At 56.3% G+C, this 19,685-nt stretch carries 13 protein-coding genes; 6 read left to right on the top strand and 7 right to left on the bottom strand.

What is annotated here, in order from left to right; translation table 11 throughout:
- Positions 1–6 precede the first annotated feature (6 nt).
- The 3 genes from RB602_RS12735 to RB602_RS12725 are packed head-to-tail and all read left to right on the top strand — an operon-like array spanning position 7 to position 2,573.
- Positions 7–1,608, top strand: coding sequence for a lysine--tRNA ligase (locus tag RB602_RS12735; protein ID WP_317080965.1), 1,602 nt, complete (start codon positions 7–9; stop codon positions 1,606–1,608).
- The gene (locus RB602_RS12730) at positions 1,605–2,093 is read left to right on the top strand and encodes a DUF3291 domain-containing protein (RefSeq protein WP_317080963.1); all 489 of its coding nucleotides are present in this window, start codon (positions 1,605–1,607) and stop codon (positions 2,091–2,093) included. Before RB602_RS12735 ends, RB602_RS12730 begins: the two co-directional genes overlap by 4 nt.
- Positions 2,094–2,573, top strand: a complete 480-nt coding sequence (locus RB602_RS12725; RefSeq protein WP_317080961.1) for an asparaginase domain-containing protein — start codon at positions 2,094–2,096, stop codon at positions 2,571–2,573.
- A 147-nt stretch (positions 2,574–2,720) separates the two neighbouring features.
- On the opposite strand, the gene RB602_RS12720 is transcribed toward RB602_RS12725, so the two are convergent.
- The gene (locus RB602_RS12720) at positions 2,721–3,854 is read right to left on the bottom strand and encodes a fatty acid desaturase family protein (RefSeq protein ID WP_317080960.1); all 1,134 of its coding nucleotides are present in this window, start codon (positions 3,852–3,854) and stop codon (positions 2,721–2,723) included.
- A gap of 626 nt (positions 3,855–4,480) precedes the next feature.
- Here RB602_RS12720 and RB602_RS12715 point away from each other — a divergent pair.
- Entirely contained in the window at positions 4,481–5,428 is a 948-nt protein-coding gene (locus RB602_RS12715) for a helix-turn-helix domain-containing protein (protein WP_317080959.1), read from the top strand.
- A gap of 106 nt (positions 5,429–5,534) precedes the next feature.
- On the opposite strand, the gene RB602_RS12710 is transcribed toward RB602_RS12715, so the two are convergent.
- The 4 genes from RB602_RS12710 to RB602_RS12695 all read right to left on the bottom strand — a co-directional run bounded on the left by RB602_RS12710 (position 5,535) and on the right by RB602_RS12695 (position 9,336).
- Positions 5,535–6,253 (bottom strand): IS5 family transposase gene (locus RB602_RS12710; protein ID WP_317084532.1). Its coding sequence is split into 2 segments (ribosomal slippage): positions 5,535–5,959 and positions 5,959–6,253, totalling 720 coding nucleotides; the frame shifts between segments, so codons are not numbered across the junction.
- Positions 6,254–6,354: 101 nt separating this feature from the next.
- Complete coding sequence (locus tag RB602_RS12705; RefSeq protein WP_317080958.1) at positions 6,355–7,245, bottom strand: TIGR03915 family putative DNA repair protein; 891 nt, start codon at positions 7,243–7,245, stop codon at positions 6,355–6,357.
- Entirely contained in the window at positions 7,242–8,498 is a 1,257-nt protein-coding gene (locus tag RB602_RS12700) for a putative DNA modification/repair radical SAM protein (RefSeq protein ID WP_317080957.1), read from the bottom strand. Before RB602_RS12700 ends, RB602_RS12705 begins: the two co-directional genes overlap by 4 nt.
- 55 nt (positions 8,499–8,553) lie before the next feature.
- Positions 8,554–9,336 (bottom strand): DUF2189 domain-containing protein, encoded by a 783-nt coding sequence (locus RB602_RS12695; protein ID WP_317080956.1) that lies wholly within the window; start codon positions 9,334–9,336, stop codon positions 8,554–8,556.
- 230 nt (positions 9,337–9,566) lie between these two features.
- Between RB602_RS12695 and RB602_RS12690 the strand changes: the two genes are divergently transcribed.
- Positions 9,567–12,839, top strand: coding sequence for a VPS10 domain-containing protein (locus RB602_RS12690; protein WP_317080955.1), 3,273 nt, complete (start codon positions 9,567–9,569; stop codon positions 12,837–12,839).
- Between the two features lie 242 nt (positions 12,840–13,081).
- Positions 13,082–13,837, top strand: coding sequence for a DUF6966 domain-containing protein (locus RB602_RS12685; protein WP_317080954.1), 756 nt, complete (start codon positions 13,082–13,084; stop codon positions 13,835–13,837).
- Between the two features lie 175 nt (positions 13,838–14,012).
- Here the strand turns inward: RB602_RS12685 and RB602_RS12680 are convergent, their stop codons facing one another.
- Positions 14,013–16,127 (bottom strand): TonB-dependent receptor, encoded by a 2,115-nt coding sequence (locus RB602_RS12680; protein WP_317080953.1) that lies wholly within the window; start codon positions 16,125–16,127, stop codon positions 14,013–14,015.
- Between the two features lie 88 nt (positions 16,128–16,215).
- Positions 16,216–19,521, bottom strand: coding sequence for a VPS10 domain-containing protein (locus RB602_RS12675; RefSeq protein WP_317080952.1), 3,306 nt, complete (start codon positions 19,519–19,521; stop codon positions 16,216–16,218).
- Positions 19,522–19,685 lie beyond the last annotated feature (164 nt).

Below are 19,685 nucleotides of genomic sequence, written 5' to 3'. Positions count from 1 at the left end.
AACGAAATGGAAACAGATAAGATGGATTATCGTGAAGCAGCAATGACCTCAAAGGCCTGGCCGTTTGAAGAGGCACGCAAGCTGCTGAAACGTTTCCGTGATGATAAGGGCAAGCCGACGACGAAACCAGGCGGTACGCCGATGCTGTTCGAGACCGGCTATGGCCCGTCGGGCCTGCCGCATATTGGCACGTTTAACGAGGTGTTGCGCACCACCATGGTTCGCCGCGCTTATGAGACGCTGACAGGCGGCGGATCGACGCGGCTGATTGCCTTTTCCGATGATATGGACGGCTTTCGCAAGGTGCCGGGCAATGTCCCCAATCAGGATATGCTGGCCGAGCATCTGCACAAGCCGCTGACTCAGGTGCCCGATCCCTTTGGCGAATATGAGAGCTTTGCGCATCACAACAATGCCCGGCTGCGCCAGTTTCTTGATCAGTATGGCTTTGACTATGAGTTCATGTCCTCGACCGAGCAATATCAGTCGGGCGCGTTTGACGAGACGCTGAAACTGGTCCTTCAACGCTACAGCCAAATTATGGACATCATGTTGCCGACGCTCGGCAAAGAGCGGCAGGCGACCTATTCGCCGGTGCTGCCGATCAGCCCCAAGACCGGTCATGTGCTGCAGGTGCCGGTTGAGGTGATCGATGCCGGGGCGGGACTGGTGCGTTTCGAGGATCAGGGCGAGACGGTCGAGCACAGCATCCTTTCCGGCGGCGCCAAGCTGCAATGGAAGGTCGACTGGGCGATGCGCTGGACCGCGCTGGGCGTCGATTATGAGATGTATGGCAAGGACCTCACCGATAGCGGCGTGCAGTCGGGCAAGATTGCCAAGGTGCTCGGCGCGCGCAAGCCGGAAGGACTGATCTATGAGATGTTCCTCGACGACAAGGGCGAGAAAATCTCCAAGTCCAAGGGCAATGGCCTCAGCATTGAGGAATGGCTGCGCTATGGCAGCGAGGAGAGCCTCGCCTTTTATATCTATCGCGAACCGAAATCAGCCAAGCAACTGCATCTCGGTGTTATCCCGCGCGCGGTTGATGAGTATTTCCAGTTCCGCACCAATTGGCATGATCAGGCCGAGGACAAGCGCCTCGGCAACCCGGTGCACCATGTGCATAATGGCGTGGTGCCGGAGGAGAGCATCCCGGTCACGTTCGGCCTGTTGCTCAATCTGGTTGGCGTGATGGGCGATGTCGCCAAGGACCAGATCTGGGGATACCTCCGCCAATATGCCCCCGATGCGACCGCCGAGCGTTACCCTGATCTCGATGGCCTGATCGACAATGCACTGGCGTACAGCCGGGACTTTATCGCGCCGACATTGCAGCGGCGTAAGCCCGAAGGCGGCGAGGTCGCGGCGCTGGAGAGGCTGGACAAGGAACTCGCGGACCTGCCCGATCATGCTCCGGCTGAGGATATCCAGACCATCGTCTACACCATCGGCAAGGATGAGGCCTATGGCTTTGCCAATCTGCGCGACTGGTTCAAGGCGCTGTACGAGACGCTGCTCGGCTCCGAACAGGGTCCGCGCATGGGCAGCTTTATCGCGCTGTACGGTGTGGAGAACACGCGCACGCTGATTCGGGAGGCGCTGTCATGAACGGCTATCATCTGGCCCAGATCAACATTGCCCGCTTTGCCAAACCCAAAGACGATCCTGCCAATGCGGACTTTATGAACGGGCTCGATCCGGTTAATGCGCAGGCAGAGGCCGCGCCGGGCTTTGTCTGGCGGTTGGTGGGCGAGGGCAATGATGCCGTGGACCTCAGCCCCGACGAGACCGATCCGCGCCTGGCGATCAACATGTCGCTCTGGACCGATGTCGAGGCGCTGGGCGCCTTTGTCTATCGCAACCCGGATCACCTCGCCTTTATGCGCCGCCGACGCGAATGGATGGAGCATATGAAAGTCTATCAGGCGCTGTGGTGGGTGCCGGCTGGCCATATCCCGACGCTCGAGGAAGGCTTGGCGCGGATTGCGCAGTTGGAAGAACATGGTCCGACGGCGGAGGCCTTCACCTTCCGCCAGCCTTTCCCGGCCCCCGATGGTACGCCCGCTGTGCCGGTGCTGGATGAGTGTGCCTGAATGATCGAAGTCTTCACCACTGGCGGCACCATCGACAAGGTATATTTCGATGCGCTGTCGGAATATCATGTCGGCGAGACGACGCTGCCCGATATCCTGGCCGAAAACAATGTCCACGCGCCGCATCGCGTTACCCAGCTGATGCGCAAGGACAGTTTGGAACTGACCGATGCCGACCGCGCCACCATCTGCGAGGCGGTCGCCGCGTCGGATGCGCCGCATATCCTTATCACCCACGGCACCGACACCATGGTTGAGACCGGCAAGGCGCTTTCGGGCCTGACCGACAAGACCATCGTGCTGACCGGATCGCTGCAACCGGCGCGGATCAAGAACAGCGATGCGGCTTTCAATGTCGGCTTTGCCTTTGCCGCGGTGCAAGCGCTGCCGCCCGGAGTGTATGTCGCGATGAACGGCCAGATTTTTGATCCCAGAGTAAGCCATAAAGACCGCGCCGCAGGGCGGTTTGTGAATGATTGAGACACCTAAGCCCCTCCCCTTCAGGGGAGGGGTTGGGGTGGGGGCGTTCCAAAGGCGCGGCTCAAGTGGAGAACCCCCACCCCGCTGCGACTAAGGGCCTTACGGCCCTAAGTCTCACTGCCCCTCCCCTAAAGGAGGAGGGGGGAATCAAGCCACAACTCCTGCCGCTTCGCCACCCGTCACCTGCCGCAAGACGCTCCTGTAATCAGGAGCGATTGTCATCTTTGCGCCATGCCCCTGGCTAAGCAAATGCTGATGCGCCTCAGCCAGCCGATAGCAGGGCACGCCCATAAACAGATGATGCTCGGCATGATAATTCACCCAATAGGGCGCCACCGTCGCCCGTGCCAATGGCCCGGCATAGGTGGTGCGGGCATGGCTGAACGGGTCTGCGCTGCCGGTGGTGGTGCAGGCATGTTCGGCGATATTGCGGATGCGCAGGAACAGCGGAAATGTCGTCGCCAGCGCCACCAGCCATAGCCCATAGGCTATCCCGCCAGTGACAGGCCCCAGCACCAGCATTGCCAGTAACACCAGCACAACCTGCACCAGTAGAAACCGCCCGGTGCTCTTCGCCGTTGCGATGGCACCGCTGTCATCGGTGACCGGTGCCGAGACGCCATTGCTGCTGGCATGATCGCCTTTCGCCGCCTCGGTGCGTTCACTGCGGTTAAATACCGTCCCGGCGCTGGTATCGCGTTTTTGTGCGTTGAGGGGGGCGGGCCGGTGCCGTTTCAAAAGGGCCTTTAGCCCCTTAAGCGCATAGCCAAATTGCGCCGCGCGTTGCTTCACAAAGGTCTGCCCGGTCAGATCGCGGATGATCTTGCGTCTCAGCGACTCCGGGCTGACCGGAAACGGCGCGGACAGCGGCAGGTCCGGGTCCTCGGGCTGCTGGGTAAAGCGGTGATGGGTGAGGTGATAGGCGCGATAGCTTTGCAGGTCCGCCCCCGTCGCCGCGCCCGCCAGCCAGTCGCCAGCAAAATTGTTGGTCTTGCGCTTCGGGTGCGTCAGGCCATGCGCCGCCTCATGCATCAATATCGCCAGCCCCAACTGCCGCCCGCCCAGCAGCGCCAGCGCCAATGGCGTCACCGCCAGCGCCACCGGCCAGCTCCATGCAAAATCGGCGGTCCACAGCCACGCCGTCCCGCCAGCGACCAGCGCCACCACGGCCCAGCCATGCGCAATCAAAGCCAGCCCGCGCCAGCGCGACACGCTGGTCAGCGCGCGCCACTGATCGGGGGCGAAAATCTGTCGGGGGTTAGCGGCTTTAACGGCGGGCATGTCTCAACAATATCACGCCCCAACCCACACGGCAATTCCGCTACGACAGTGTCAATCCAGCTTGACGAAGGTTACGAAAGTTACGCTCATAAAGCGTGGGGATCCTGGATTTCCAACAATAGGGGGGAATTGGCAATGTGCTGCTGCATCATGAAACGGACGAAACAGACGAAACTCGCCATCAGGAGAGCATAACGCAAATCTGGGGGGGTAGGACAGCAATTATCTCCTTCGGATTCGGCGTCCATTGCCTGGAAGCCCATAGCTGCTTGCGTGTAGGCGGCGGCTGATCGAGCGGCGGCAAAGGCGGCAAATAGGCCTCCGCCGTATCATCACGGAACAACGGGGCAAAAGTGAATGGATCAAGCGAGGAGGTGATGGATGATGTATCTGTCATCCGCAATTTGTGCCGTTTTTTTGGATATAGGGAAGGTGGGGCGCCACACCTTTCCGTTTCAAAGCACAGGCGCTCGCAATCCTGCGCCGCGCATGGGGAACTGTCCTGCAAAATCAGTCTCACCAATTGCTCGGGTGACTTCCTGGCGGTTTACTAAATTGACTTGAAATTAGGTAAATTTCCTATATTTCTATAACATATACTCTTTTTAGTAAATCTGGAGATTGTCATGAGTGCCTCCGCATGGGTGAAGGTTGCGTTAGAAAGATTGAATTGCAGTCAAAAAGAATTGGCCATGCGTCTAGGGGTTTCTCCCAGTCAAATTACGAAGTGGAAAGCTGATGAGTATATGTCGTTGGAAATGGAGATGAAATTTGAAGAATTGACCGGGATCACTGACCAATTCCCCGACTTCGTACTCCTGGCAGGGTCCAAGACATCATCTGAGAAGTGGGCAAGACTGATATTGTTTTTAGCTGATTTTGCAGCAGAGCAGGCAGAAACAGGATACGATACTTGGCCACTCCAGGAAGAACCGAAGCTACTTTGCTGGAATACATTTCATACACTCTCGCAGATGGGTGTATCGATCCCAGGCAAATTCCCTGAAGAGCTGGTTAGGATATTGGATGAAGACTGTAATGATGGAGATTTCGAGACAAGTATTGAAAATTTTTTTGCCAGCATAATCTTGAAAATATTTAAGTCATTGAACGACGTATATGCCTTCTATGCCGCATATGTAGCGGAGCTGACAGATGACGATGAAGTATTAGAAACTGGATTGGAAATTGAAGCTTGCCTAATGAGTCTAGCTGCAACCAAGATCGAGGTTTCAACTGACGCAGCACCTAAATTCCGTAACTTTACACGAGATGTTCGAAAAGACTACGAAAGATGGCTGCGACAGGTGCAAGAAGCTGCACTGAGCTCAGGAAAACCCATTCGAGCTGAAATCATGGACCTAATCGATGAAGATCACGGCTCGCTCGGATTTGATGCAGAAGCCGAGAGTTTAGGAGTCAACAAAAACCGCCTTCATCCGGATATTTACATGAATGAGTTGCTCGTTGGCATGCGAGCTATACATCAAGTACTTCCTGCGATTATCAAAAAGCTCGATATTAGCGAGCATGAACTGGCTTTCGACAGAACACAGTTGGTGCGAGGCCATTAACAGAACATAACTTACTCTTCCGGCATATGCAGATAGCTTGCATCGCGATATCTCTTAGCTACCTTCTCATTCTCTTGGCCTCTTTGCCTTTGCTTAGGGTCCGGACTCATTTGAGCCACCATATGACGGTAGCAGCGATGCATATGGTTGCCATGAAGTTTTTGATGTTCCGGTCGAAACGTTTTGCCACTCTGCGCCAGTCCTTGAGGCGGCAGAACATGCGCTCAATGATGTTGCGCTGTTTGTAGATCACCGGGTCGCAGTCGAGTTGGGCCTTGCGGTGGCGTTTTGGCGGGATAACCGCGGTCGTACCGCGCGATGCCAGCCAGTCGCGCAGATCATCGCTGTCATAGCCTTTATCACCAACGAGTTCAGCCAATGGCGGCAGGGCCGCAATACATTGCTTGGCAACACGCATATCATGGGCATTGCCGGGGGTCAGCAGCAGGACAAGCGGTCTGCCCTTTACATCGCAGACGGCGTGGAGCTTGGTGTTCCTGCCTCCGCGCGTCTGGCCGATACCATGGGCCAAGGCGCCCCTTTTGCGCCTCCGGCAGTGCGGTGGACCTTAATGCAACTGCTGTCGATAAACAGCCGGTCGGGTGCGTCTTCGCCTCCTGCCAGCGCGCTGAAAATATCTTCCCATATCCCGCGCTCGGCCCAGCGTACAAAACGGTTATACAGCGTCTTCTTGGGGCCATAAATATGTTCCGGGCAGTCACCCCATCGCCCGCCGCTTTGCAGCGCGTGCACTATCCCCGATAGCACACGGCGATCATCAACACGTCGCGCCACCTTGCCATTGACCGGCAACAGCGGTGCTATCCGCTACTATTGCTCATCTGAAAACCAAAAGAAATCCGCCATATCCAATGCCTCCCTAACGAGAAAACACTGAATCACAATCACGCCAATTTGGGATCCCTTTATTGGGTCTGGCCTTTAATTGAGTTAGGCGAGGTAGTAGCCAGTGGCTTGTGAATAGCGTCACAAAGCACTTTCCCTCGTGTTTGGTGTCCCCGGAGGTTGCTATCACCAATCAGGACTGAAATCACCTCCGCTTCCGGCAAGTTCTTGCAGTATTTCATCGGCATTTCGCTCTTCATTGTCTGCACCTTGAGCCGGGCCGGATTAAAGATACTGCGATAATAGCTGCGCCATTCATCTTCTATGGCGTCGCTGTCGGGGATATCGGTTCTTTTACCTCCGGGGCCTGCTCTGAGATTTTGACCGTCCCAGGCTATGCTGGTTCTTGGTGTAACGATCAGCCAATCCATGGCCGTAAAGCGATCGCGGAAGAAGACGGCGACATGCTTGGTAATATGGTGGTCGGGCTCAAACCAGGCGGCGAATTGTTCGCGTAATTTGCCGCCCTCATCCTCGCGGTATCCGACTTTGCGGAAGCGGACAAAGGCGTGCATTTTGTGAATGTCGCGACGGACACTTTTCGCCATGGCCCAGATGCGTTTCACGTCTCTGTCGGCGGGGTTTCCCATCAGGCGCGGTTGTTTGCGCATACGCCATAGCAAGCGGTAGGCGAGGGCGAAGCGGTCTGCATCGCTGTGGAGTAGGGCGGTTATCAGCACTGTGAGATGCTGGTTGTTTAGATGCAATGCCGGTGCTGTATTACTTTGTGGCAGCGGCAGATGAGGGGCCAGATCAGGTGTGGCGCTGCGTTCTTCGACATGCCAGTCTATGCGCTCGGGCGGGATATCCTCCGCCAGAGCGCGGCGAGCCTGATTGCGCCATCCTGCTAGGTCCGTTTCGCTGGACAGATAGGCACGATAGTCCTGCGGTTTCTGCGCCAGTCCAGTCATGTTGCAAACAGTTCGAGCTGTTTCGGCTTGGGGGCAAGCTTGGCATAGAGATTGGCGTCATCCAGCCGGGGACCGGGTGTCCAGTCGCGGGTAATGATGAAAGGCAGCATCTTCGACACATTGCGGCATAAAGTCTCGATATCTGCAAGCCGCAATGTGCCGAAGCGCCGGGCCTTTATGATCGCCAGCGCACCATTTACGCCAAGGCCCGGCACGCGCAACAGTATGGACTTATCAGCGCGGTTGAGATCGACCGGGAAATGCTCGCGGTTCTGCAGGGCCCATGCAAGTTTCGGGTCGATAGCGAGATCGAGATGGCGCTTGCCTGCTGCATCGCGCTTCGCCCCGGTCATGATTTCATCGACGCCAAAGCCATAAAAGCGCAAAAGCCAATCCGCCTGATACAGCCGATGCTCGCGCACCAGCGGTGGCGCGACAGGGGGCAATTGCGCCGATGGATCGGGTATGGGGCTGAAGGCGGAGTAATAGACGCGCTTCAGACCAACGCCTTTATACAATCTTGTTGAGGTGGTGAGCACCCTGGCGTCATCCGATTCATCAGCGCCGATGATCATCTGGGTGGAATGACCACCGGGCGCAAACAAAGGCGCCTTGCGCGAGCTTTTGCGCTCGGCTTTGGCGTCGCTGATCCGTTGTCCCAGCGTACCCATGGTCTTGCGGATATGCGGGCCGGATTTTTCCGGTGCCAGGCGGGTAATACTTTCATCGCTGGGCAATTCGATATTGATCGACAGCCGATCGGCATATTTGCCCGCATTGGTCAGCAGATCAGGATCGGCCTCGGGGATAGTCTTGAGGTGAATATAGCCGCCAAATTTATGCTCCTCGCGCAACAGCCGTGCCACCTCGACAATGCGCTCCATGGTGTAATCCGGGCTGCGGATGATGCCGGAAGAGAGGAACAGCCCCTCAATATAGTTGCGCTTGTAGAAATCGAGAGTGAGATCAACAATCTGCTGCGGTGTGAACGCTGCGCGGCGGACATTGCTCGACAGCCGGTTGATGCAATAGAGGCAGTCGAACATGCAGTAATTGGTCATCAAAATTTTGAGCAGCGAGATGCAGCGACCATCGGGCGCATAGCTGTGGCAGATACCCATGCCGGTGGTTGACCCGATGCCGCCGGTGCCAAGCGAACTGCGCTTTATCGAGCCGCTGGACGCACAGCTGGCATCATATTTCGCCGCGTCGGCGAGAATTTCGAGTTTTTCAGCGCGAGTCAGAGCGGGCATATGTTCACTTTATGTTCCAAAAAATCTTATAGCAAGGGAAATGTTGGAACGATGCTTATGTCTGATATTCGCCAACCGCGCGCCTGTATAAATGCCATGTCGCATGACCCAGCACCGGAAGGACGATAAACAGCCCGAGAAACAGAGGCAGCATAGCGACAAATAGTGCAATAGCGATCAGGCAGGCCCAGCCGAGCATGACTTTGCTGTTGGATCGCACCACCGCCAGGCTGGTGATGATGGCGGTGATAAAATCAATCTCGCGGTCGACCAGCATCGGCAGGCTGATGACGGTGATGGCATAAAAGGCCAGCGCCATCAGTGCGCCGATAGCACCGCCAACGACCAGCATCGCTATACCGGTATCCGTCATCAAAAATTCAACAGATTCTGACCCCATGCTAGAGGCGGAGAGGAATATCGCAAAAACGCCATGCGCAACGATCACCCAAAAGCCAAAAGCGACAAACACGATGACGCCGACCGCCAAAATCTGTTCATCGCCGCGTCCGCGTAGCGCGCCGAGGATTGCGCCCCAGTGCATCGGCATACCGTTTTCCCGGCGGCGACTGACTTCATAGAGTCCCACGGCGACAAAGGGCGCGATCAGCGGAAAGCCTGCGGCCAAGGTGCTGAGCCAGGCGAGCTGGCTCCAGACGAACAGCACATAGTAAAGCGCGATGCCCGCAAAGACATAAATGCCGGCGAAGAACAGACCAAATTCAGGGTGCGCCTTAAAGTCATTCCAGCCTGCGGCGAGCGCAGCACGAAGATCGGCGGTGGTGAGATCAGTGGCAACCGAATGACGCGCGACCGGAGTCTGTTTATCACTGGCCATAGCTTCCCTCCCGTAAAGGAAAGTGCCCCAAATATTGTGTTACTTCAAGTTTATCCGGGGTGAGGGCGGGGCGGGTGTTGTTGCGGTTAGATTGCAGGCGCAAAAAAGCTGTAACAATCGCAATGAACCTAACGCTGACTGTCGTCCAAAAATCTATGCCGTTTGTCGAGGGGCATTTGCAAATGTAAATTCAGCGCTATGGTCTGGCCAGATTGCAAAGGGGGCTTTCGATGAAAATTACCAAGCTGTTGATCGCATTGATGTTGGCGCTGGGGCTTGGGAGCGCGGCCATCGCGCAGTCGGACGAGCAAGAAGAACAGCCCCCGCTTTCCAGCAAGACATTTGATGCGTTCAAACTGCGCGGTATCGGCCCCGCCTTCATGTCCGGGCGCATTGCCGATATTGCGATTGTGCAGGATGATCCGGCGACATGGTATGTCGCTGTCGGTTCAGGCGGTGTCTGGAAGACCGAAAATGCCGGCACGACCTGGGTTTCGCTATTCGATGGTCAGGGCTCTTATTCGATCGGTGCGTTGGGGCTTGATCCCTCAGACCCGAACCGCATTTGGGTCGGCACCGGTGAGAATAATGGCGGGCGGCATATCGGCTTTGGCGACGGCATTTACCGGTCCAATGATGGCGGCAAGACCTGGGAGAAGCTGGGGCTGGAGGCCTCTGAGCATATCTCGAAGATTATCGTCCACCCGGAAGACTCCAACACAGTCTGGGTAGCGGCGCAGGGTCCGCTTTGGTCACCCGGTGGCGAGCGTGGTGTTTTCAAGACCAGCGATGGCGGCAAGACCTGGGAGAAGACGCTCTCTTCCGGTCCTTATACTGGCGCGACCGACCTGCTTATCGACCCGCGCGATCCTGATCGTCTGTATGCCGCGATGTGGCAGCATCAGCGCACCGTGGCGACCTATGTTGGTGGCGGCCCGGAAAGTGGCTTGTGGAAGTCAGAAGATGGCGGCGAAAGCTGGACCGAACTGAAAACCGGTTTGCCCCAGGGCAATATGGGCAAGATCGGTCTGACGCTGTCACCGATGCGCCCCGACATTGTCTATGCTGCGATTGAGGAAGACCAGCGCAAGGGCGGGGTTTGGAGATCAACCAATCGTGGCGCGAGCTGGGAGAAAATGTCCGACGAAGTGGGGCAGGGCACCGGCCCGCATTATTATCAGGAGCTTTATGCCAGCCCCCATGTGTTTGATCGTATCTATCTTGTATCTAACACCAGCCAAATTTCCAATGATGGTGGCAAGACATGGACGCCGCTTAACAATGAGCACAAGCATGTTGATGACCATGCCATCGCCTTCCGGCCCGATGACCCGGACTATATTCTGTTCGGTTCTGATGGCGGCCTGTATGAAAGCTATGACCACACCAAGACGTGGCGGTTCATCAACAATCTGCCGATAACCCAATTCTACAAAGTTGCGGTCGACGATGCCGAGCCATTCTATTTCGTCTATGGCGGCACACAGGACAATAATTCCCAAGGCGGCCCGTCGCGCACCGATAACCGTCATGGCATCCGCAATGATGACTGGTTCATTACTCTGTTCGCCGATGGACACCAATCGGCGACCGAACCGGGCAACCCCGACATCATGTATGCCGAATGGCAGCAGGGCAATCTGGCGCGCGTCGACCGTATCACCGGCGAGGTGGTGCATATCCAGCCTCAGCCTTCGCCCGGCGATCCGATTGAGCGCTGGAACTGGGACAGCCCGATCTTTGTCAGCCAGCACCAGCCGACACGGCTATACTTCGCGTCACAGCGGGTTTGGCGTTCGGATAATCGCGGCGATAGCTGGACGCCGATTTCGGGTGATCTGACGCGCGATCAGGACAGGCTGAAGCTGCCGGTTCAGGGGCGGCAATGGAGCTGGGAAGCAGGATGGGACCTGCTCGCCATGTCGCAATACAACACCATCACCTCTCTGGGCGAATCGCCGATTGACGAGAATATCCTCTATGCCGGCACCGATGATGGGCTGATTCAGATAAGTGAAAATGGCGGCGCGAGTTGGCGGAAGGTAGAGGTCGGCAGCCTGCCCGGCGTGCCCGATACGGCGTTCGTTAACGACATCCGGGCCGACCTGTTCGATGCCAATACCGTCTATATCGCGCTCGATAATCACAAATATGGCGATTATAAACCTTATCTGCTGAAGAGCACCAACCGCGGCAGAAGCTGGTCCAGCATCACCGGTGATATTCCAGATCGTCACCTGATCTGGCGCGTGGTGCAGGATCATGTCAATCCGAGCCTGTTATTCTCGGCGACCGAATTCGGCATGTTCTTCACGCTTGATGGTGGCCGCAAATGGGTCAAGCTGACCGGAGATGCGCCGACCATCTCGTTCCGCGATCTCACCATTCAGCGCCGTGAGGATGATCTGGTTGGCGCCAGCTTCGGGCGCGGCTTCTTCATCGTCGATGACATCTCCCCGCTGCGCACATTGAGCGAGGCCAGCCTCAACCAGGAGGCAATGCTATTCCCCGGCCGCAAGGCGCATTGGTATATTGAGCAGCACCCGCTGGCCTTTAATGAGGGCGGTTCGCAGGGCCATAGCTATTTCCGCGCGCCCAATCCGCCTTTTGGCGCAAACTTCACCTATTATCTCGCCGACGATGTGCCTTCGCTTCAGGAGGCACGGCAGAAGCGCGAGAAACCGCTCGCCAAGGAAGGCAAGGATACGCCATTCCCCGGCTTTGATACGATCACCGCTGAGCTGCAGGAAACAGCACCGACCATATGGCTGACGGTGCGCAACTCTGACGGCAATATTGTGCGGCGGCTGAAAGGCCCAGCCAAGAAGGGATTCCACCGTGTCAATTGGGATTTGCGTTACCCCGATATGTCGGTGGCCGCGCCGGTCGCTCCGGATGGTGACGAGCCGACAGGTTTCCTCGTCTCTCCGGGCGAATATACCGTGTCGCTGTCAAAACGTGTGCGCGGGCAGACGACCGAACTGGTCGGTCCCAAGCCCTTCACCGTCGCCCGGCTGCGCGACGGCGCCTTGCCGCCCAAGCCCGATGCCGCCGAGTTCTGGGCCGAGATCGCGCAATTTGATCGCTCGGTGAGCGCTACCGCCAGCACGCTGTCTTCGCTGGAGAAGAAGGTCGGCCTGCTCGCCATCGCCACCGAGCGCGCTCAGGGCGGCGACCCGGTGGCGCTGGACAATCAGTGGCAGGCCATTCGCAATGAGGTCTTTGCACTGGAAGCCATGCTCAACGGCAACAAGGCGCGCAATGCGATTAACGAGAGGACGCAGGCAACCGTGCGCAGCCGACTGGGCGTGGTCATGACCGGCCTGTTTGCCTCCACCCATGGCCCGACACAAACGCATCGCGATCAGTTTGGCTATGCCAAGGGTGAGTTTGATGCGATCCGCAACCGCCTGAACACGTTGACGGAAAGCGCCATCCCTGCCTTTGAGGCCGAGTTGCTCGCTGCGGGTGCGCCATGGGTGCCGGGGGGTAAGCTGCCGTGATTTGGAGACGGGGTACCCATTCGATTGGATCATTCTTATTGGGCGGTCACTAGGTGAATATCCATCCTGTGACTACTTTCCGGCCACAATCCGAAGTGATCTAACGGCGAATCCTGGGAGTGGAAACAGACGTTCAAACTCTCAAGTCGTAAGGGATGTTAAATCCCAGAAGCGGACATAAAGATCGGGCTTGCTTTAAGCACAAACTTGCCATGATGCTTCATTACATTTAGCTTATCTGCATGTATGAAAATTCACTAATTGCAATGGAGTATTTTCTCAAAGAGGTTAATGAAATTCATTGGCTAAAATGGATCCAAAAAGACATTGAGGAGTGGATCACAGAACGAAGCACTGTTCATCATTTATCTGCTTACGGAGGAATGGGATCATTCAATGATGTAGTTATCTGTGGGGCGAATAACCATTCTATTCCAGAGGGGGCAGAAGCGTGGGCCGATGTAATTTTCAATTGGTTAAAGGCACTTTGCTACTTTTTCGCTAAGAACCCAGAAATTGAATACTCGTTATCCGACCTAAAAGAACAGATAGGATATCACGATGCATCTCTTTCGGCATTTGTGAACGGAGAAAATGCACCGGATGAAATGAGAGGGATATTTGATAACAGAAGCCCAATACAAGGATGGCGCTGCCTAAACTGCGGATACGCGGAGGTGTGTGATAGCGGCATCAATAGATACATAGCTCAAAATATTGTTCCGGCCTACCTTTTCGAAGCATGTGTGTCTAATAGACTAGTTTCAACAGTAAGGGGCCTATTATACCTAAATATTAGCAATCTTGATCACCTTATCTCAAATGCAAAGCAATCGATCGATGAATCCGGAATTCTAATTCGTAACAGAGAGGAATGGATGCGGCCTTGTCCTTCATGTGGATCAAATAATACTGCCATATATCGCTGGCGCTTTAGTGGAAAACGCCTTGTTGCTGACAAAGACAATCTACCGTTAGAGTCAAAAAAAGGGCCGTAGTATTTTTACCAAAACCTTATCAAATTTCTTTCCAAAGTAGAAAAAGGCTAATTGGCCGAGGATCTTTAATTCCCCTTTTGCACCCTTAGCGGTCATTGAGAGAGACGAGCTGAATGACCGCAAATAGGTCTAAGCGGGCAGTCTCATATTGACCTCGACGCTGCCAGACTATGCTTCAAAACTGCACATTCATCCCTGCAATCAGATGCCTTCCGGGTTCATTATTGCCCGAGCCATGGGCGCGGTATGCTTCGTCGAACACGTTGTTGAGCGCCAAGGTCAGCGCAACTCCATCAGCGATCTCCGTGCCGCCGCGGATGTTGAGTAGGGCATAGCCGGGGGTGCCGCCGGGCGGGATGCGTTCGACATCGAGCAGGTCGCCGCTGCTCAGTTCATCGGCGCGGTCGGTCAGGGTCAGTTCGGCCAGCGCCCAATGGTCGTCGCGCTCCCAGGTCAGGGTGAAATTGCCGGTTATGGGCTGAATGCGGCTTATCGGTTCGCGCAATGGGCCATCGACAGTGGGTGTGGTCAGGCGACCGCGGAGCCAGGTGGCGTTACTGTTAAACGCGAAACCGCTGCCCAGGTCGGCGCGGAAAAATGCTTCTACGCCCGATATCCGCCCGGAGGCTGCATTGCGCTTGGCGACCTCGATCAGGCCCTCACGGATATTACCTGTCGGTACGGTGGCGATATAGTCGTGCAGCTCGGTGGTGTAGGCGGTGAGGCCGAATGCAACTTGTTCATTGTCGTAGCTATAGGCTAGCTCGAATGTGTCAAAGCGCTCTGGCGTCAGGTCTAGGCTGGCGACTTCAATCTCGCTTGAGCGGCTGCGGCCAAAGCGGCTGATATCGGCGATATTGGGGGCGCGGAAGGATCGGCTATAGCCAGCCCACAGGCTGTGGCCCTGATCGCGATACAGCGCTCTTACCGAACCGGAAAGATCGGACCAATTGTCCGAAAAGGATCGCGCCCCGCCGGTCACGGGATCGGCAAATTGACCGATAGACGTATCAACAAAGGATGCGCGCAGACCCGCCTCCACTGTCAGCCCGTCTGCCACATTGGTAATGCTGCGGAGAAACAATCCGGCCTGATCATAGCGCGCATCGGTGCCGACCGGTCCCTGCAGCCGGACGGTCACGGTTCCATCAGACGCGGTATCGGTGCGAGCACTGTCAATCAGCTCATGGCTGAGATCGAAGCCATAGGTCAGTTCGACGCTACCAAACTCTGCCGAGGCGACCGCGTTGAGCGCGAACAGGTCCGAGGTGAAAGACTCATCGATCCTCAGTTCATCGCCGCGTATCCGGTCCTCTTCCTCGGTACGCGACTGATAGGAGAAGGTGACATCGAGCGAGCGCATCCAGTCAAGATCGGTATCGCCATTGATTTTCAGATAGGTCAAACCGCGCTGGTGATCTTTGTCGCGCCGCAGGTCGGTGCCGACTTCCGTTCCGGCAAAGGGCACCGAGAAGATGGTCGAATGGGTGCGCGGCACATCATTCTGCCACAGGCTTTGATGCGCCAGTGTCGCTGTCCAGCGCGGTGACAGCGCGACATCCAGCCGCGCATCAAAGGCGCGCTCGGTATAGCCGGTATTCAGAAGCTCTCCGAACCCGGCTGCGCGGACATTGCCATAGTCGCGCACCGTCACCCCGCCGCGCAGACCCCAGCTGCCGCCTTTCCCGACATTCAGCGCGGAGCGCGATACAAAACTGCCATCGCCGGTCGATACCCGCAAAATCTGCTGACCGTCGATGAAGCGATCATTGTGGTCAAATATGCCCGAGGATTGCGTCGCCAGACTGATGGTCCCGCCGACGGCCTCGCTGCCATAAAGTGCCGAAGACGGCCCCGCGATCAGCTCAATCTGCGACAGGGTGAAATTGTCGATCTGGGCAAAATACTCATTCGCGCCATCGCGATAGGTCGCATTGTTATAGCGTATGCCATCAATGACCATCAAAGTGCGATTGCCGGTAAAGCCGCGAATATAGGGCGAGCCATGACCCGATGCGGTTTTCTGCACCAAAACCCCCGGCAATGTGTCCAGGGCTTCGGGCACGGTGCGCGGCAATTCGCGTTCCAGCTGCTGGCGGCTTATTACTTCAATGGAATACGGTTCGGAGTCCAGCTCTCTTTCAGAGCGCGTGCCCATGACGACAATTTCGTCAGCATCATCAGCGGTCACGTCTTCCGCATCTGATATTGCATATGCAGGCGCAACCCAGAATATATGCGCCGCCGCAACAGCAAGGCTCAGCAAATGGCTGCGCTGATGGGATGACACTCTAAACACTTTCGACCCTCCCTGTATCCTAGCCCGTTTGAGCCAGATTCGGGAGTTGCAAATATGGCACTCAAACCAGAGTGTTCGTCTATCGTTGCAAGGGCCAGGTCGGCACGCCACTACCCGGTGTATAGGGCGCGCCCAGACCTTCGAGCTCATTCTCCAATGCCTGGATGCGTGTCTCTACATCGCGCAGCTGAGCGAGTGCAGAACCGAACTCCTGCTTGGCAATGGCGAGGGCCTGCTGGTCCGAACCGGTAACCGGCGACTGATGCGACCAGCCCCAGCCACGAATTTGGCCAATACGGGCGGCAATTGAGCGCGGTGCAGGCTCATTGCGACTGCTGATCGTGCGATCGCCAAACAGCGCTCTGTCCGTCTCGTCTAGAATGCCCTCAATCTGCTGGATGGACGTTCTCTGACTGTCATTGGGCGACTGCAGTGTTTCGACAGCAACCTTGAGGTGCGCCAGACGATTGCGCAGCTCACGCGACGCCGCGCCAGCACCCGACACCGCGCGAGACAGATCGGCGGTCTCTTGCTGGAAGGCCAGAACAGCCGCACGATCCTGTGCAATCTCTTCGCTGTTTTCGAGCACTTTCACCATAAAGCTCTGCGGCTCTGCAAGCGGGGTCACAACGCCATTGATACGCTTGGCCAATGTCGCGGTATAGCGACCGGGTAAGACCATTGGGCCGACGGGCGCGCCGCCAAAATAGGGCGCTTCTGCTGCTTTAAGCCGCGTCGGATTAGGTGCATCATAGCGCAAGTCCCAGGCAATGCGGTGCAGACCTTTTGTATGCGGCGCGGTCATCCGCCGCACGACTTTGCCTGCGCTGTCGGTGATGGTGAACATTATGGCAGGTTCATCCTCGCGATCCTCGGCGCGCAGCGTTTCCCAAGACGGATAGGGCGTATCGCCGCCATTTTTCTCAATCTTCCTTTCGGCCTCTCGCCGCGCAGCCGCGCTCGACTTCAGGCCATCACGCAGCGCATAGGTGAAGACAGCGCCATAAGGCGGGTTCTCTGCACGCCAGAAATTGTCGCCATTGGAGCCCTTGCCATTGCGTCCGCCGCCCCATAGATCGCCTTCGACATAGAGCCAAGGATCGCGAACACCGAATAGCGTCGCTTCTGATCCGGCAACCGAACCAGCGCTGGTGCGCAGTGGCGAATAATCATCAAGCACATAGATGCCGCGGCCAAAAGTACCGACGACCAGATCATTTTCGCGGCGCTGAATCTCCAGATCGCGCACTGCAATGGTCGGGAATTTGGTCTTGAGCTGCTGCCAGCTTGCGCCACCATTCTGGGTGTAGAACAGGCCAAATTCGGTGCCGACAAAGAGCAGGTTCGGGTCAACATGGTCTTCGGCAATGGTGTGCACAGCGCCATTATTGGGCAGATTGCCAGCAATAGACCGCCAGGAGCGGCCGCGATCATTGGTGCGATAGACATAGGCCCTATTGTCGCCGCGCTTGTGATTGTCGAACACGGCATAGGCGACATCAGGATTATGATGCGAGGCGATGATGTCTTCCACCAGCGTCATATCGGGCACACCGCTCACCCGCTCCAGGCGGCGCCAATTGCCACCATTATCCTCAGTCACCGAGATGACGCCATCATCGGTGCCAACATAGATCAGACCTTCCGCCAACGGGCTTTCGCTGAGCGCAATCGCCGCGCCGTAGATCGAGGTGGAATCATTTTTGGCAATCGCATCCACGCTCCAGACGCGGCCCATCACCTCCAGTGCATTGCGGTCGATCTGGCGTGTCAGGTCGGGACTAATCTTCTGCCATGAATTGCCCCGGTCATTAGAGGCAAAGAGATATTCCGCCGCATAGTAAATCCGGTCGGGATTATGCGGGCTGATCAGCAATGGCGTGTTCCAGTTCCATTTATAGTCTGGTTCGCCGGATTGCGGCTGCGGCGTCAGGAAAACCCGCTCCTGTGTCCGCCGGTCATGCCGGGCAAGGCCGCCATATTGATATTGCGCATAGACGATATTGGGATCGCGCGGATCAATTTGCGGCTTATAGCCATCGCCGCCCAGCACAATATGCCAGTCTGAATTGGTGATGCCATGCGACACGGTTGTACGCGAAGGGCCACAGAGTGAATTATTATCCTGTGTACCGCCGCAAACATTATAGAAGGGCGCGGCATTGTCCGGCTGGATGCGGTAAAACTGCACGATCGGCAGATTCTGCATATGCCGCCACAGCGTTCCACCATCCCAGCTTTCATAGATGCCACCATCGCCGCCGATCAGCAGATGATCGGTATTATCCTTGTTTATCCATATGGCATGGTCATCGACATGGCGGCTATCGGCGTTCAAATTGGTAAAGGTCTTGCCACCATCTTTGGAGCGCTTGGTAAAGGTATCGAGCGAATAGAGAATATTCTCATCAACCGGGTCGACCACGATCTCATTATAATATTGCGGGCTGGTGGTCATATGGCCGGACCGCTTTGCCCAGTTCTGTCCAAAATCGCTTGAGCGATAGACACCCTGTTCCTTGGGCTGCCCCTCGATAATGGCATAGACCATATTCGGGTTGGAAGGCGCCATGGCGAGACCAATGCGGCCCATATCATCCTTGGGCAGACCGGTTGTCACTTGCTTCCAATTCTCGCCGCCATCGCTGGTGCGGTGAATGCCCGAGCCCGGGCCACCATTGATCAACACCCAGACATGCCGCCGACGCTGATAGGAAGAGGCGACGATCATGTCGGGATTATCTGGATGGACAACAAATTCATTGATGCCGGTATGTTCATCTACCGCCAGAATCTGCTCCCAGCTCGCGCCACCATCACTTGTCTTGTAAAGGCCACGATCGCCGCCCGATGACCACAGCGGGCCTTGTGCTGCCACCAAAACGGTATTGGCATCTTCGGGGTTAATCCAGATCTGGCTGATATGGCCGGAGTTCTTCAGCCCCATATTGCTCCAGCTCTTGCCGCCATCGGTGGACTTATAGACGCCATCACCAAAGGCCACAGAGCGCTGAGCATTATTCTCACCCGTGCCGACCCAGATGACCTTCTCATCAGAAGGCGCAATCTCCACCACGCCAATGGCATAGACTCCTTGTCGATCAAAAAGCGGCTCCCAAGAGATACCGGAATTCTTGGTAACCCAAAGCCCGGCAGAAGCAGTCGCAACCAGATAATGATGCGGCCCATCGGAGAAGAATGCGAAGTCCGATATTCTGCCGGAAGGATAGGACGGCCCAATCAGGCGCAGCGGCAAAGATGATAGCGCGCTCTGTTCCTTCTTGTCTTTCTCGGATTGTGCGAGGGCGGGGGAGGTTATGCTGAGGCCCAGTATCAGCACGAATATGGCAAACACCCTATCGAAGCGTCCCCGTAAGCCTCTCATAACACCACCTATTGTTGCTTATCTGTTTAAGGCGTGACTGTAATGTAAAGACAGATTTCTGCAACATTCTAAATGGCTTCCAAACTCTGGCTTTGTAAGCAAAAGGCCCGCCTCCATCATCTGGAAGCGGGCTTCTCATGCCGAACATCTCGTCCGTACTTTGC

This window comes from Parasphingorhabdus sp. SCSIO 66989, from assembly GCF_032852305.1.
GTDB classification, from domain to species: domain Bacteria; phylum Pseudomonadota; class Alphaproteobacteria; order Sphingomonadales; family Sphingomonadaceae; genus Alterisphingorhabdus; species Alterisphingorhabdus coralli.
This window is presented reverse-complemented; position numbering and strand designations above follow the sequence as displayed.